Origin of the sequence: Paenibacillus sp. FSL K6-1566 (genome assembly GCF_038050475.1) — a bacterium.
Classification (GTDB): domain Bacteria; phylum Bacillota; class Bacilli; order Paenibacillales; family Paenibacillaceae; genus Paenibacillus_AQ; species Paenibacillus_AQ lactis.
This window is the reverse complement of the sequence record NZ_JBBOSR010000001.1, coordinates 2822287-2837264: the sequence shown is the minus strand read 5'-3', so window position 1 is coordinate 2837264 and position 14978 is coordinate 2822287. Positions and strand designations below refer to the sequence as shown.

Here is a 14978-nt window from a genome sequence, read left to right as displayed (position 1 = left end):
CTAGTAGTTACTACATCCTATGCCGGCTCCTGCTTTATTTCTTGTGCCTTTATAAGCAGGGTATGCGTATACTTTGAGAGCGAAGAATCGCGTAAATCTTCCGATTACGGTAAATGGCAGAGCTGCATGTTCCCTAGGTTGCAGGACGATTGGAAGCTCTCACGGTGCCTTGGTTGGATGAGTGATCGGTACATAGCAGCAGTATCAGCCAATAACCGAAATAACCGAGAAGTCCCCCGAAACCGTTGAGAATCAGATCATCCACATCAAAGCTCCCTAAGGAGAAGAGCAGCTGCGAGCATTCCAGCGCAAGACTGACAGCCAGAGAAGCGACCAAGGCTCCTACGGCTTTCCTTTTGGTCAGAAGTCCCAGGAATATGCCGTTCGGCATAAAAATGACCAGATTTCCCAGAAAATTAATCATATGATGCGGGTCCGAGATCCGCCGGATATTCAGTCGAATCGTTAGAAAAGGCGTGAAATTCGCGGACTCCAGCCCATTCTGTATCATATCGGGGTGCTGCATCGCGCGAGCCAGCTGTTTCAACAGAAACGATGCATCCACCGCGCCGAACTTAAACAGGATAACCTTGAGCAGTACATACAAATATCCGCAATACAGCAGCATTAACGTCCATTTGGGCAATGCCTTCATTATCGGTCACCCCCGCTTCGTTTCACCGTGACGATAACACCATCCATATTGCTGCCGGAGAGCTCATATTGGCTATTCTGAGGAAGCTCAATCACGGTGCCGCCGTTTGCAACGGGTACATAGCGAATATCGTACTGCTGTCCTTCGACGGTTGTCGAGTACGCTTTCTCCTTCTTCAAAAACATTAAGTATTCTTCTAACGTAAACCGCTTCTCTTCCATGATCAGACTGTGCGGCAAGCCGACATACCGGAAATGCCAAGGTTCATATTGGATCCCCGTAATTTCAGTCTTATCCTTCGGATACCTGAGAATAAAGCCATGCTTCCAGGCATGCTCCTGAAGCCATTTGCCTTCCGGCGATTGGTCAATCGGCATCTGGGTTGAGCCGATATCCATGGACAGGCCGAGATTATGCTCGCTGTAGCCGGCGGGCAGCGCATAGTCAGCCCCTTTTTCACGATACAGCTGCTCCTGTTCCTCCATGTCCCGATAGCCGCTGCTGAGCATGAAATGGACAACTCCATCCTCCGCGGCAGCTTCCATCATCCCGTTGAATTGCTCGGCTACTTGTCGTGACAGCCGGATCGAGTTGTCCAGCAGCACATACCCTTGCAAGAGCTCGGGGGTATCGTTCAGATTAACGATATCGGATGGTACTGCCCCGGCATCCAGCTTGAACTCCTTGTTTACCAGGACCAGATTACCTCGACGAACTTGATCTTCTTCTACTAGAACGGTCTGCACCTCGGCATCCGGTTTTTGATTCGTCTGATTATCATCTTTTTTCTGCTTGGCTGGATGAACACCGGAACCCTGACCCAAACCCTCGTTCCCGGCACTCCCCGTAGGGTGCGGTTCCTCGGTCGGTTCGCAGCCGGCCAGCATGAATACGATCAACAGCATGATCCATTTCTTCAACTTTAGCATCTCCCTCTGTCGTCATTAACTCCCTCAGATTACGTGACAACTATTAAGAAAATAGCAGATGAAACCTAAAGATTTTCTTAAGAAGCGGTCGCCCACGATAAAAATATATCCCTTTGACAATCCGTGAGAGAATGGCTTAACTTGGTAACTAGACCATACCCCAAATACCATACACCATACACTAAAAGAAGGTGAATCGCACTCTTGCTCAAATTATTCCGTTACTTGCGCCCCCACTGGGTCGCGGCTGTTCTAGCACCGCTGCTCATGCTGCTGGAGGTAGCCATGGATCTCCTTCAGCCGGTTTTCATGGCGCGCATTATCGACGAAGGAGTCATGCAGAATGATACGACCCGCATCCTGCATACAGGCTTGCTTATGCTAGGATGTGCCGGAGTCGGGCTGCTGGGCGGTCTCGGATGCACCGTCTATTCCTCGATCGCTTCCCAGCGCTTCGGAGCCGACCTGCGGCGGGATTTGTTCCGCAAAGTCCAGACCCTCTCCTTCCGTAACCTGGATGAGCTGTCGACCGGTTCGCTGATTACGCGGCTGACAAATGATATCGTGCAGCTCCAGACAATGGTCCAAATGCTGCTCCGCATTTTCGTACGCTCCCCGCTGCTGGCCATTGGCAGCATGATCATGGCGGTAATCATCAGCCCCAAGCTTGCAGGCATCCTGGCTCTTGCCGTACCGCTGCTGTTCATTGTCATGTTTCTGCTGATCCGGGCAACCTTGCCGCTGTTTTCCAAGGTTCAGAACAAACTCGACAAGGTAAATACGGTACTTAAAGAGAACTTTGCAGGCATCCGCGTATCCAAGGCCTTTGTCAGGGCCGGATACGAGAAGCGGAGATTTCACGAGGCAAACGCGGATTTCACGGATGCTTCCGTCAAAACCCAGCGCCTTGTGGCGCTGAATATGCCGATCCTGACGATGATTTTGAATGTCAGCATCGTTGCCGTCTTATGGTTTGGCGGAAAAAATGCCATCGATGGCAGCTTTGAAGTCGGCAGCCTTGTCGCATTCATCAATTACGTCACCCAGGTGCTGTTTGCCGTCTCATCCGTCGCCATGATGCTGGTGAGGATATCTACCGCCAAGGTCTCGGCCGACCGGATCCAGGAAGTAATGAACACCCAGCCTGATATTGTCTCCCCATCCGCTCCGGTTAAACAGGTGGAGCCTCATGGCGAGGTGGTATTTGACCAGGTTTCATTCGCTTATCGAGCTGACAGCGGAAAGCCTGTTCTGCAAGATATCCAGTTCAGGGCACAGCCCGGACAGAAAATCGCCATCATGGGTGCAACCGGATCAGGCAAGAGCTCTTTGGTTGCCTTGCTTCCTCGTCTGTACGACGTATCGGCCGGAAGCGTGCGGATCGACGGCGTGGATGTGCGGGAATACGATTTGGCTGCGCTGCGCGAGCGGATCGGCATCGTTCTGCAAGAGACCATTCTCTTTACCGGCACGATCCGTGATAACATCCGTTACGGCAAACCGGATGCATCCGACGAGGAGGTTGTTGCTGCGGCAAAAGCAGCCCAAGCGCATGATTTTATCGCCGCCATGCCGGATGGTTACGATACGGTACTCGGACAACGGGGCGTCAATCTGTCTGGCGGGCAGAAACAGCGGATTTCGATTGCCCGGGCTTTGCTTGTAAGGCCGTCCATTTTAATTCTCGATGATAGCACAAGCGCGCTCGATATGAGCACCGAATCCAGATTGCAGCAGGAATTGTCCCGGCTCATGTCAGGCCGGACTTGCTTTATGATCGCGCAGCGGGTCTCGTCCGTAATCGACGCGGACAAAATCCTGGTCATGGATGACGGAAGAATCGTGGCGGAAGGCACGCACACCGAGCTTCTCGCTTCCTGCGAGCTGTATCGGGATATTTACCAATCCCAATACGGCAAGGAGGTGTCCGCCCATGGCTAGAACGGATCAGGAAAGATCGGCTCAGGATGGATCGGAACAGGGTGGATCGGAACAGGAAAGAACGCAGCGTTCGGATCATGCCCCGGATCTTAGCATGCGGGGCGGAAGACCGACGCATGGCATGACCGTAGCAAAAAGCAAGCCCAAGAATACATTCGGCACCATTCGCCGGATTTGGAGCTATATACGGCCTTACAGGGCAGGAATGGCAGCCGTATTCCTGTTCACCCTGGTCAGTACGGTGCTCTCCCTCATCGCTCCATACTTGCTCGGGAGCGCTGTGGATGACTACATTATCCCGGGGGATTATAAGGGGCTTGCCGGTTTATGTGCGGTTCTATTGTCCGTGTATGCAGGGACAGCCCTCTTTGCCTGGCTGCAGCAGCATGTGATGGTGAAGGTTTCCCAATTGTCCATTCAGGACATGCGCCGGGATATTTTTGCTAGGCTGCAGCTCCTCCCTCTTCGTTTTTTTGACAGCAAGACGCACGGAGAACTGATGAGCCGCACAACAAACGATATCGAGAACGTCTCCGGGACGCTGAACCAAAGCGTAACGCAGCTGATCGCCAGCATCCTGTCTCTCATCGGCTCGCTTGGCATTATGCTTTACTTAAACCTATGGCTGACTCTGCTCAGCATGGTAACCATACCACTGGTGATGCTGTTCACGAAGACGGTAGCCGGACGTACCCGCAAGTATTTCTCCAAGCAGCAGGCAAATTTGGGTGAGCTTAACGGGTTTATTGAAGAGACCGTCTCCGGGCAGAAGGTGGTCCAGATCTACCGGAGAGAGCGGCATGCAGGGGAGCAGTTTGACGCGTATAACAAAAAGCTGACCGAAGCGAGCATCCAGGCACAGATCTATGCCGGCACCGTCGGTCCCGTTATGAACGTGCTGAACAACGTCAGCTTCGCTTTGATCGCTGCGGTTGGGGGTTACATGGCCTTCCAGGATTGGACCACCGTTGGAATCGTCGTAGCTTTCCTGAATTATTCCAAGCAGTTCCAGCGTCCGCTGAACGATCTGGCGAATCAGTTCAACCTCGTGCAGTCAGCCGTCGCAGGAGCCGAGCGCGTATTTGAAATCATGGATACGGAATCCGAGTACGAGAATGAAGAACCAATGCAGGACGCCGGCCGCCTACGTGGCGAGGTAGTATTTGATCGGGTATCCTTCAGCTATAAGGAAGATGTGACGGTTCTGAACGATGTGTCGCTAACAGCCAGCCCAGGACAAACCATCGCACTGGTTGGCCCGACAGGCGCGGGCAAAACAACCATCATCAACCTGCTCACCCGTTTCTACGAGATTGATTCGGGCAGCATTACGCTGGATGGCATGGATATCCGACTGCTCGATAAAGACAGCCTCCGCCGCAAGCTGGGCATCGTGCTGCAAGAAGCCTATGTCTTCTCCGCTTCCATCAGGGAGAACATCCGCTACGGTCGAACCGATGCAACGGATGAAGAGATCGAGGTTGCGGCCAAGCTGGCGAACGCCCATGATTTTATCATGAAGCTGCCGGAGGGCTATGACACGATGCTGGTATCCGGCGGGAGCAACCTGAGCCAAGGGCAACGGCAGCTCCTGACCATTGCAAGAGCTGTGCTCGCCGATCCGGTCATTCTGATCCTGGACGAAGCGACCAGCAGCATCGATACGCGGACCGAGATGCATATCCAGTCCGCGATGCGCACGCTGATGCAGGGTCGAACCAGCTTTGTCATTGCGCACCGTCTCAGCACGATCCGCGAAGCGGACGAAATTCTCGTCATGCACCAGGGCGGCATTGCGGAGCGCGGATCGCACGAGCAGCTGCTCGCAAAGCGCGGCTTCTACTACGATCTGTACAACAGCCAATTCAAGCTTCCCGGGTAACGCGAGGCATCCCCATGCATAGGCATGGGGATTTTTTCGCGCCGCCTTAGCGTACAAGAGCCCTAGCTTGTGAACGTATTCCATTAAGCTGGCTTATGTGGGCCCTGCCCGGATATCCTTAGTCCATTCCGTTAAGTCACTTCAGGGAGAACAGAAGCGATTCGAGTATCTGTCTCCGTTTAGAAGTCCCCAGGAGACATGTTACGCTATAACTTCCCTACAAAGGTGTGATCGATCCCCATTCACGTTTTGCGGGTCCGTGTGACTTTACTGCAGCTTAAGAACCCGCAATCAACCCAAAGGCAAGGTAAGCAGCCGTCCCCCACATGATTACCGCCGAAATCCGGTTGATCACCGTAAGCAGTCGGCCCGAGGTGTCCATGCTTCCCACAGCCTTCCCGGCGATTCCAAGGGCTATAAACCACAACCAGGATACCCCGATGCACACTGCAGCAAAAACCGCTTTCTGCACTCCTGCATACTGAAGAGAGCTGGTGCCGATAACACCGACCGTATCAAGCAGTGCATGCGGATTCAGCAGCGATACGGACATCGCGAAGGCAATCTGCTTCTTGGGGGTTAACGAACGGGGACTGCCTTCCTCCTGCTTCCGGGGCTTGCTCTTCCATGTCGCTTGCCCCATGTAGATTAGAAACCCGATCCCGAGCGTGATCATGGTCATGCGCAGCCAATCGTATTGTAGAACGACCACCGATACTCCCATAACGGCCAATGTAATGAGCAGCGTATCACACAGCGCTGCGGTGATAATCACAGGCAGCGCCCTAATAAGTCGCGGTTGGACCGCCCCCTGATTAAATACAAACACATTTTGCACCCCCAAGGGCAGAATCAGACCCAATGCCAATATAAATCCATGAACAATAACGCCGGCCATTTTATTTCATTACGCCTCCAGCTCCATTTTTACCTCATTGTAGGGGAAGGTTGCCCTGGTGTCTCCGTCCAATTGGTTGGCATTTCACCCAACCAATTCGATATAATAGTGGAATCACCATACGGAAAGCTGGGGTAACTGTGTCAGAAGAATGGAGCTTGAACAAGTCAGCAGGCATACCGCTTCATCAGCAAATTTATGACCGTATCAAAGAGAAGATTATGAACGGGGAGTGGCCTGTCGGCACCCGGATTCCACCGCAGCGGGAGCTGGCCGAGCGGTTCGGGGTGAACCGGAGCACGGTGGTGTATGCGCTGGGCGAGCTTGCTGCCGACGGCTTGATTGAAGCCATGACCGGCAGGGGAACCGTCGTTGCCAACAACACCTGGAATCTGCTGTCTTCCGCACCTTCGCCTGATTGGAACCGATATGTGAGCTCGGGCTTCTATCAGCCTAATATTCGGATGATTCAGGCCATCAATAAGGCAGAGGCCGATCCCGGCATCGTTCGCCTCGGGACGGGCGAGCTTTCTTCGGAACTGCTGCCTGCCGGCGAGATGCTGGATAAGCTTAACCGGAGCCATGCCGCAGCCTTTTCACTAGGCTATTCCGAGCCGAAAGGCAGCCTGGCGTTACGAGAAGCCGTCAGCCGTTATTTGCGCAGCAAAGCGATTATCGCATCGCCCGCATCTATTTTGATCGTATCCGGCGGTCTCCAAGCGCTTCAGCTCATCTCATTAGGCCTGCTGCACCGCGGCTCCACCATATTCGTTGAAAATCCGTCCTATCTAAATTCCATTCATGTATTCCAATCGGCAGGCGTGCATATGCATGGGCTTCCCATGGACGAGGAAGGGCTGCGGACAGAGTCGATCAGCCGATTGAAACGGCAGCATAACGCTTCACTGCTTTATACCATCCCCTCCTTCCACAATCCGACCGGCTCGCATATGTCATCCGCAAGACGGCAGGAGCTGCTGAATTTATGCTCCCGGGAACGGCTTCCTGTCATCGAAGATGATGTTTACGGTGATCTCTGGTTGGAGCAGCCGGCGCCGCTTCCGTTAAAAGCAAGGGATCAGCAAGGTCTTGTGCTCTACTTGGGAAGCATGTCCAAGACACTAGGTCCCGGCCTTCGCATCGGCTGGATTGTCGGACCGGAACCGGTCATTGACCGTCTGGCGGACATTAAAATGCAGACCGATTACGGCTCGAGCGCCTTGTCACAGCATGCTGTAGCGCAGTGGCTGTCAGAAGGGCTGTATGAGGAGCATTTGACACGGATTCGCAGAGTATTGAAGCTTCGCAGAGATTATACCCTTCGTTTATTGGAGGAGGATTATCGCGAGCTTGCGGATTGGAGCTGCCCTCAGGGCGGATTTTACATATGGCTCCGTTTCAAACGGGCCCTCTCGATTCGGTCCCTGTTCGATCATGCCCTGGCGGAGGGCATACTGCTTAACCCCGGCATGATCTACGACCGGAACGACCGGCAGCACCTCAGGCTTTCCTATGCCTATGCATCCATGGAGGAGCTGCGCGATGGGCTCCAGCGTCTTTCCCGCATGATCCGCGGGTTGGCATAGCCGGAGCATCCGATTGACGGAACAAATAAGGGCAACCGGAGTAGATGCCTTCCGGCTGCCCTTTTTTTAGGTCGAATCGCCATTATCCCGCTGCATGGATCCTATGATATTGAATAATGTGATCATAACATGGCGATACATGCAATTGAGAGATATTTCACTCAACATGATTTGTTAGGAGAAGTGTTGTCATACATGACGCCGTTCCATCAGATTGATTCCGATGCCCATACATAAAACTGCGATCAGAATAAGCTTGGACAGCGGCAGCCACAGCTCCCCGATTCCATTGTCGTATATCGCAATCCCGGTCAAAGCCTCCATCGCGTGCGTGATCGGAAAGATTTCCGCCACCCCCAGCAGGATCGGGCTCGTAATGGTTCCCGGCGGCATATATACGCCGCTGACGAGCGGCATAATCGGAACGATGGACGGAAACAGCATGTTAAATTTTTCGGGTGTCCGGAGTATCCCCGCCAGCAGGATGCACATCGCAACTATGGTCATGGAGTACAGGGCAATGACCAGAAGCAATAATCCGTATCGATGGCCCAAACCGAAGTTGAAGGCGTAGCGAAAGATCAGAAATACGACTGTGATTTGCACGATGCCAATCATTGTGCTGTATAACAAATGCCCAAAGTAAATCTCCGATTTCCGAACAGGTGACAGGATGAGTCTGCTCCATATGCCAGTGATTTTGTCCTTCGTGATCGTGTTAACTTTGAATCCGATCGTCAGCATCACGAGGAACAAAGAGAACCCAAACATCAGCTGCAGGCCCATGTCGTAACGAAGCAGTTCCTCACCGTCTGTTCCCTTGACCTGAAGCGTTAACGGCGGTTCTTCCAGGTAGGTGTCTATCCGACTGCGAAATCCCTTTTCATCCCCTGCAGCGGCCGATACGGCCCGCAGCTCGAGCTCCCGCTCGAACACGGTGCGAATATGCTGCTCGGCGAGTTGAGCATTGGGACTTTCCTTTACGGCGATTATCCGATAATCGTCCCCCGTCAGCTTGACGGCCAGATCGGCGCGTCCCTCCCTCACCTTCGTTCTCGCAGATTGCTCGTCTTGAGCCCTAAACTTGAACGTATCGCCCTTGTTTAACAGAAGGAGCCATTCCTTCTCACTCTCCTTCAACTCCCCGGTCTCGCTGAACACGTCAATTTTCATCTTCTGCGTCATGCCCCCGCCGAACATCAGGGTCGCGATGATGCTAATTCCGATGAACAAAAGCAGCAGAAAGGGATTTCTTCGTTCTCTCATCCAATGCGATAAAAGAATGGAAACCATCAGATCCCCCCCTTTTTAGGAAACATCCATAAACCAGCAGCCATGATTATCACCGTATATATGCCTAAAGACAGCATCGGAAGCCACAGCTCCTGAAGCGGTGTACCCTGAATCCATTGAATCAGGGAGGTTAGCGCAAGCCCGTTTGGAGTCAGCCGGCCAACTTCCATCAGCCAATCCGGTAAAATATACATCGGTACCATGCTCCCTCCAATAACGCCAAGGAGGATCAACGCGATAAATGAAATCCCTACAGCCACATCCCCATCCTTCATGCGAAAAACCATCGCGGTAAACAAACCGGCGAATGCAGCCACCACTGCACAGAGCAAAACCATGAATATCCCTAACCCCAGCCAGAAGGACAGCGGCCTTCCGGGAAACAATTGAAACAAGACATGCGAGAGCAGGATCACGACCAACATTTGAAGCAAGGCGATGCAAAAAGTAGATGCCATCTTTCCGAGTTGAAACTGCATTGGCCGTGCCCCGGAGTACAGAAGACGAGTAAACACCTTCTCCCTCTTCTCTGTGATCGATTTCGAAGCCATTGTAATTGAGATGGACAGCGTGACAAAAATGGTGATCGCAAACGCAAAATATTGAAAAGATGTAATCATCCTGACACCTTCGATCCGTTCGAGTCCGCCGACGGGTGTTCGGGGAGCGGACCACGTACTACCGTCTGACCCGCTACCGGCGGCATGGCTCAAGGCCGCTTGATAATTGACTGTGCTTAGTAAACCGTTTAGCATATTTTGAAGGACGCTAACCTTGGTGGTGTCCCCCTCAGCAGTCAGAAGAAGCGCAGCTCCATCCCCTTCGTTCAGCAACAGCTTGTTTAACGAATCCAATGTATATGTTTCTGGAATCGTTATGACGGCGGTTACTTCCCCCGCTTTCAATTTCGTGTACGCTGTTTCGTGATCCAGTTGCAATACTTCTATATACCTGCTGACATCCTCGCTTCGAAACATTCCCATCAGCATTGCTTCCGGATCAAGATCAAGCATTGCAGTCTCCTCTACAAGCCCATCCTGTTCATCTGGAGACAACAAGCTTCCCTTCAGCTGCTCGTGAAAACGGGCTACCCCTTCCGTATGGCGGTTCTGGTTCACGAGCGCCACCTTCATTTCCAATGACGGATTGGAGTTATTCACCCAGCCCGGCAACGCAAACCCAAGGATTAGCGTCAATGCAATGGGCAAAAGCAATGCGACCAGCACTTCTTTACGGTCTCTCCAGAACAGCAGGATATCCTTTTTAAAATAGATGCCCAAAGGACGATCCTCCCCTCTAATCCCGCAAATTCCGGCCGGTCAGATGAAGGAACACATCTTCAAGGCTCGGTGAATCAATATGAATGTTTAGGATTTGAACGTCAAAACGTTCAGCCGCTTGGACGACCCGAGAGAGGATTTGATGGTTTTTCGTAACAATCAGCTTCAATCCAAGTTCGGTTTCCTCCACCTGCCGGACGGCCGCAAGTGTCTGCAGCTCCTCCGTAAACTCCGCATGCTGACGGTCTAGCCGAAGGAGCAGCGTTTCCTCACCGGATAAAATAAGCTGAAGCTCTTCCTTCGTTCCCGAAGCGATGATCCGGCCATGATCCATGATATACATCCGGCTGCAGAGCTGCTCGACCTCCTCCATGTAATGACTCGTATACAACACGGTCGTTCCCTTTTCACGGCTCAGGTGACGTACGGTATCGAGGATATGATTGCGGGACTGCGGGTCGATGCCCACTGTCGGTTCATCCATGATCACGATTTTCGGATCGTGCATAAGCGCCACCGCAATGTTAATCCGTCGCTTCATCCCTCCGGAATAGGTCCGGATGAGCTCCTTCTGGCGATCACGAAGTCCCACCATGTCGAGCAGCTCCTGAATTTTTAGCTCTAGCTCCTTCCCTTTAAGTCCATAAACCTTTCCGAAAAACTTCAGGTTCTCGTATGAACTGAGCTCCTCGTACAGTGCGATTTCCTGCGGAACAACCCCCAGCACCTTGCGAAGTTGCTGCGGATGCTTAATGACGCTTTGGCCGTTCAGTCGAACGTCTCCAGCCGTCGGCTTAAGAAGCGAAGAAATCATGGAGATGGTGGTTGATTTTCCAGCCCCGTTCGGGCCGATCAATCCAACCGACTCCCCCTCTTTCAAATACAGGCTGACTTCTTCCACCGCCGTCTTGCCTTTAAAAACTTTACGAAGCTCTACCGTTTCCAGCACGTTGTATCCCCCATTTCATGAAAAGGAATATCGCACAGCGAATGGCCGCGGATACCTAATATTTCGAGCTTGCTTACAGCTTCAAGTGTACATGGAAAAAGGCAGTGAATTCACTGCCCCCGGTCACTGCTTTCATATCAAACCATGACTTCAGTCATGTTACGTTCGTATGTATCTATCATCCTCAATTAAGGCCCCTATTCTTCGTCCGTCTATACGACATTGTGACGAATCGCATAAATCGCCAGCTGGGTACGGTCCCGTAGGTCCAGCTTATCCATGATTTGGCTGACATGATTCTTCACGGTGCCGACCGACAACCCAAGCTCACCAGCGATTTCGCGGTTGCTGCGGCCCTCCCCCACCAGACGCATAATGTCCAGCTCCCGTGGTGTAATCGACGTATCGACCGTCAGCTCCTTCCTCTCCTCCAGCAGCTTAGGGATCACCTTCGCCGCAACGTCTTCCTGCAGCGGAAGCCCGCCTGAGAGGCAGCTTTGAATCGCTCGAATCAGTGCTTCAGGCTCAGCATCCTTGAGCATGTATCCGCTCGCCCCGCTCTTCAGCGCTTCCACGGCATACTGATCGTCATTAAAGGTAGTAAGCATCAGTACCTTCAACTTCGGCCATCTCGCGCGAATCGTTCGGGCAGCCTCCAGACCGCTCATCTCGGGCATCCGGATGTCCAGCACCGCTACATCGTAAATATGGCTTTCGCAGAGCGCGACCGCCTCTTTACCGTTACCTGCTTCCCCGGTCACCCGCATGCTCCCACTGCTTTCAATCATCAATTTCAATCCTTGCCGAACCATGGCCTGATCTTCCGCCAACAAAATCCGTATCAGTTGACTCCCTCCTTGGTCTCCCGGTTCAATAACAACTCTCCTCTTACAACGAACACGTTGTCGTAATGCACAACCTCAAGCGAGCCGCCCTCACTCTCCAAACGCTCCCGCATCGATTGAAGGCCGTATCCCTCGCGGAACGACGACCGGAAGCCTTGGTACGGATTCGAAACCTCGAACCTGAACATTCCGCCGCCCGGCGCTTCAAACAGGATGGATACTTCCCGGGTGCTGCCATGCTTCATGGCATTGGTCATCGCTTCTTGAACCGCCCGGTACACTGCAATCGATTGCGAATTGCTAAGCGGGGTGGTAAGTGCACCGTGCCTGGCGGTAAGATGAACCCGCATGAAGCGCTCGGCCTCCAGCCGGCGAAGCAGGCCCATAATCCCTGCAAGGCCCCCGGTTTCTTGCTGCTTCAGCGACTTTACCGCGTTTCTCGTCTCCTCGAGACTTTCTTTTGCCAGCACTTTCAGCCCTTGCAGCACGTTTGCGGTATCATGATCTGCTTGGAGCCGCTGCATCTCAAGCTGCATGAGGAGGGCGGTCAACTTATGTCCGACGGAATCATGGATATCCCTGCCTACCTGCGCCCTCTCCTCCCGTCTCGCCAGCTGCTCATCCGTGACGAGACGGCGTTTCATATTCCGGTACTCGCTTAGCAGGGCTTCATTACGTGCCAGTGTTTCCTCGTATCTTGCCCTTTGCATCCGAAAGATCCCCAGGCCGAGGGCAAGCAGTATCGCGTACAACAGGAGAAACGGCAGCGGTAATCCAGGATACCCCATCAGTTTCGGTAACATCGCGCCGATCAACAGCACTATGCCGATTCCGATGGATTGGGCCGGGGAGACCCTGTATGCAGCCTTGCCAGCAAGTATGGAGAATACCAGCAGACTATATATATTGGGGCTTCCTTCACTGGCTGGCCATAACGAAACGACAGCAAAGACAGAGGCCGTCAATAATGTGACAAATAACATGGCAGGACGGTTCCGGAACAGCGGTGCGATAAAAAATGCGGCCAGAAATACGGCACTGCTCCCGATCCGCCATGAAAGTACATCGAGATCCCCAAGACTAAGATGCCATAACGCAAGCAACCAGCTGGCGATCAGAAGGAGCAGCCATATCCAAAATGAGCGCAAAGCCTTCCCCCGCTTTCTACGATGGTACCGTGCAGCCGAAACCGATCAGTCCATTCATTATTTTACCAATTGTTAGTTCAGCATCATCATATCATACGCCCTAGGCTCGGTTAACAATCAAATTGGAAATGATCTTCGGCTGTTCATCATTTGTGAAATTAACAACATACCAGCTTGAGGCCTTATAAATAAAGGGCTCTCTAGGTTGTATCCTTCCTCTAAATCAAGCAAAAACACGCCCGGATTTGTGACGAAACTGGTAACTCTCGTGAAGTTTTGAACAAAGTATGAACTGCCGAAAAACCGCGCCATTACAATGATTTCTCTCATAGCCCCCTCGTTTTGTAACAATTTGCACACATAACGTTAAACACATTGACAAATATCTGGATTTTTATGTTAGCAAAACCTGTTTATGTCTTTTGCAAAGCATTGCAGAACTTCCTAGTATATAGGTGACAAGAACATTGAATCGAACGAAGCCGTTTCAAGGAAAGGGGTACATCATGAACAAAAGAGGGCCGTTATTTGCAATGTTTGTAATTTTTACCTTGCTCTTATCGGGATGCAGCTCGCTTACGGTATTAAATCCGAAAGGACCGGCTGCCAGAACCCTATCCGATACAATCATATTCTCCATTCTGATGATGATCGGAATTTTGGTTGTAGTTTATGTGCTTTACATCTTCATGCTCACCAAATACCGGGCGAGAAAATCCAACGAGGGATATGAGCCTCCTCACGAGGAAGGGAACAAATGGCTGGAAATCCTGTGGACGGCCATCCCGATTGTGATCGTCGCGATCCTGTCTGTCGTCACGGTTAAGACAACGGTGGCTGTTGAAAAAGTGCCAGAAGGCTACGAGAATCAGAAGCCTCTCGTCATTTATGCTTCCTCATCCAACTGGAAATGGCACTTCAGCTATCCGGAAGAAGGGATCGAAACCGTCAATTACGTTAACATCCCGACCAACCGACCGATCGAGTTCAGACTCTACTCGTTCGGCCCGATTACAAGCTTCTGGATCCCGCAGCTGCACGGCCAGAAATACGCGATGAGCGATATGGTCACTAAGCTGAACATGGTTGCCGACGAGCCGGGCTCCATGCTGGGCCGGAACGCAAACTTCAGCGGCGAAGGCTTCGCCCACATGGAATTCGAGGCGCTGGCGATGTCGCCTGCCGATTACGAAGAATGGGTCAAGGACGTGAAGGATACGGCTCCTGAGCTGACACAGGACGAATTCAATAAGCTTCTGAAAACCGAGCATGTCGGAAGAATGACTTTCTCGACCAACCACTTGGAGTTCAGTCCTCCGCCTGAAGGTCATCATCATGGCGGCGACAGTAACGGCAATGAAGAGCACCAGGGACATAAAGAGCTGCATCCGGACCCTGCCACAACGGAAGAAACGGAGTTCGACAGTGAGAGCAACGTCAATCCGGATGAGCCGCTGCCAACTTCCCCGGCTGAAGAAAGTTCAACACATCAACATGATGGACATTAATTTGGAAGCTTTTGATGCGAAGCGTCCGATCGACTTCATACATCTAGAAAGGAGCTAGGCCTTT

12 protein-coding genes are annotated in these 14978 nt (G+C 52.2%); 4 read left to right on the top strand and 8 right to left on the bottom strand.

Translation table 11 applies throughout. The features are described 5' to 3' along the window. Window positions 1–133 precede the first annotated feature (133 nt). Window positions 134–655, bottom strand: coding sequence for a VanZ family protein (locus NST08_RS12455; protein WP_144870112.1), 522 nt, complete (start codon window positions 653–655; stop codon window positions 134–136). After that, window positions 655–1575: a M15 family metallopeptidase gene (locus tag NST08_RS12450; protein ID WP_445669842.1), complete on the bottom strand. Its 921-nt coding sequence runs from the start codon at window positions 1573–1575 to the stop codon at window positions 655–657. Before NST08_RS12450 ends, NST08_RS12455 begins: the two co-directional genes overlap by 1 nt. 213 nt (window positions 1576–1788) lie before the next feature. Here NST08_RS12450 and NST08_RS12445 point away from each other — a divergent pair, with 213 nt between their 5' ends. Further along, entirely contained in the window at window positions 1789–3525 is a 1737-nt protein-coding gene (locus tag NST08_RS12445) for an ABC transporter ATP-binding protein (RefSeq protein ID WP_028405517.1), read from the top strand. Next, entirely contained in the window at window positions 3518–5407 is a 1890-nt protein-coding gene (locus NST08_RS12440; RefSeq protein WP_028405516.1) for an ABC transporter ATP-binding protein, read from the top strand. Before NST08_RS12445 ends, NST08_RS12440 begins: the two co-directional genes overlap by 8 nt. Before the next feature lie 277 nt (window positions 5408–5684). Here NST08_RS12440 and NST08_RS12435 read toward each other — a convergent pair whose 3' ends face one another. Then, window positions 5685–6305: a LysE/ArgO family amino acid transporter gene (locus NST08_RS12435; RefSeq protein WP_007130373.1), complete on the bottom strand. Its 621-nt coding sequence runs from the start codon at window positions 6303–6305 to the stop codon at window positions 5685–5687. A 140-nt stretch (window positions 6306–6445) separates the two neighbouring features. On the opposite strand from NST08_RS12435, the gene pdxR reads away from it, so the two are divergent. Beyond that, window positions 6446–7891 carry a MocR-like pyridoxine biosynthesis transcription factor PdxR gene (gene pdxR, locus NST08_RS12430; RefSeq protein WP_210095289.1) on the top strand — a complete coding sequence of 482 codons (1446 nt, stop codon included), beginning with the start codon at window positions 6446–6448 and terminating at the stop codon, window positions 7889–7891. 189 nt (window positions 7892–8080) lie between these two features. Here the strand turns inward: pdxR and NST08_RS12425 are convergent, their stop codons facing one another. From NST08_RS12425 to NST08_RS12405, 5 genes are all read right to left on the bottom strand, one after another. After that, window positions 8081–9184, bottom strand: a complete 1104-nt coding sequence (locus tag NST08_RS12425; protein ID WP_210095288.1) for an ABC transporter permease — start codon at window positions 9182–9184, stop codon at window positions 8081–8083. Then, a complete protein-coding gene (locus NST08_RS12420; protein ID WP_341341799.1) occupies window positions 9184–10464 on the bottom strand; it encodes an ABC transporter permease in 1281 nt (426 codons plus the stop codon). Before NST08_RS12420 ends, NST08_RS12425 begins: the two co-directional genes overlap by 1 nt. Window positions 10465–10480: 16 nt before the next feature. Continuing rightward, window positions 10481–11413 (bottom strand): ABC transporter ATP-binding protein, encoded by a 933-nt coding sequence (locus NST08_RS12415; protein WP_210095286.1) that lies wholly within the window; start codon window positions 11411–11413, stop codon window positions 10481–10483. A gap of 212 nt (window positions 11414–11625) precedes the next feature. Then, complete coding sequence (locus NST08_RS12410) at window positions 11626–12258, bottom strand: response regulator (protein ID WP_210095323.1); 633 nt, start codon at window positions 12256–12258, stop codon at window positions 11626–11628. Continuing rightward, complete coding sequence (locus tag NST08_RS12405) at window positions 12255–13406, bottom strand: sensor histidine kinase (RefSeq protein ID WP_210095285.1); 1152 nt, start codon at window positions 13404–13406, stop codon at window positions 12255–12257. The genes NST08_RS12410 and NST08_RS12405 overlap by 4 nt, the downstream gene beginning before the upstream one ends. A gap of 506 nt (window positions 13407–13912) precedes the next feature. On the opposite strand from NST08_RS12405, the gene qoxA reads away from it, so the two are divergent. Beyond that, the gene (gene qoxA / locus NST08_RS12400; RefSeq protein WP_028405515.1) at window positions 13913–14914 is read left to right on the top strand and encodes a cytochrome aa3 quinol oxidase subunit II; all 1002 of its coding nucleotides are present in this window, start codon (window positions 13913–13915) and stop codon (window positions 14912–14914) included. Window positions 14915–14978 lie beyond the last annotated feature (64 nt).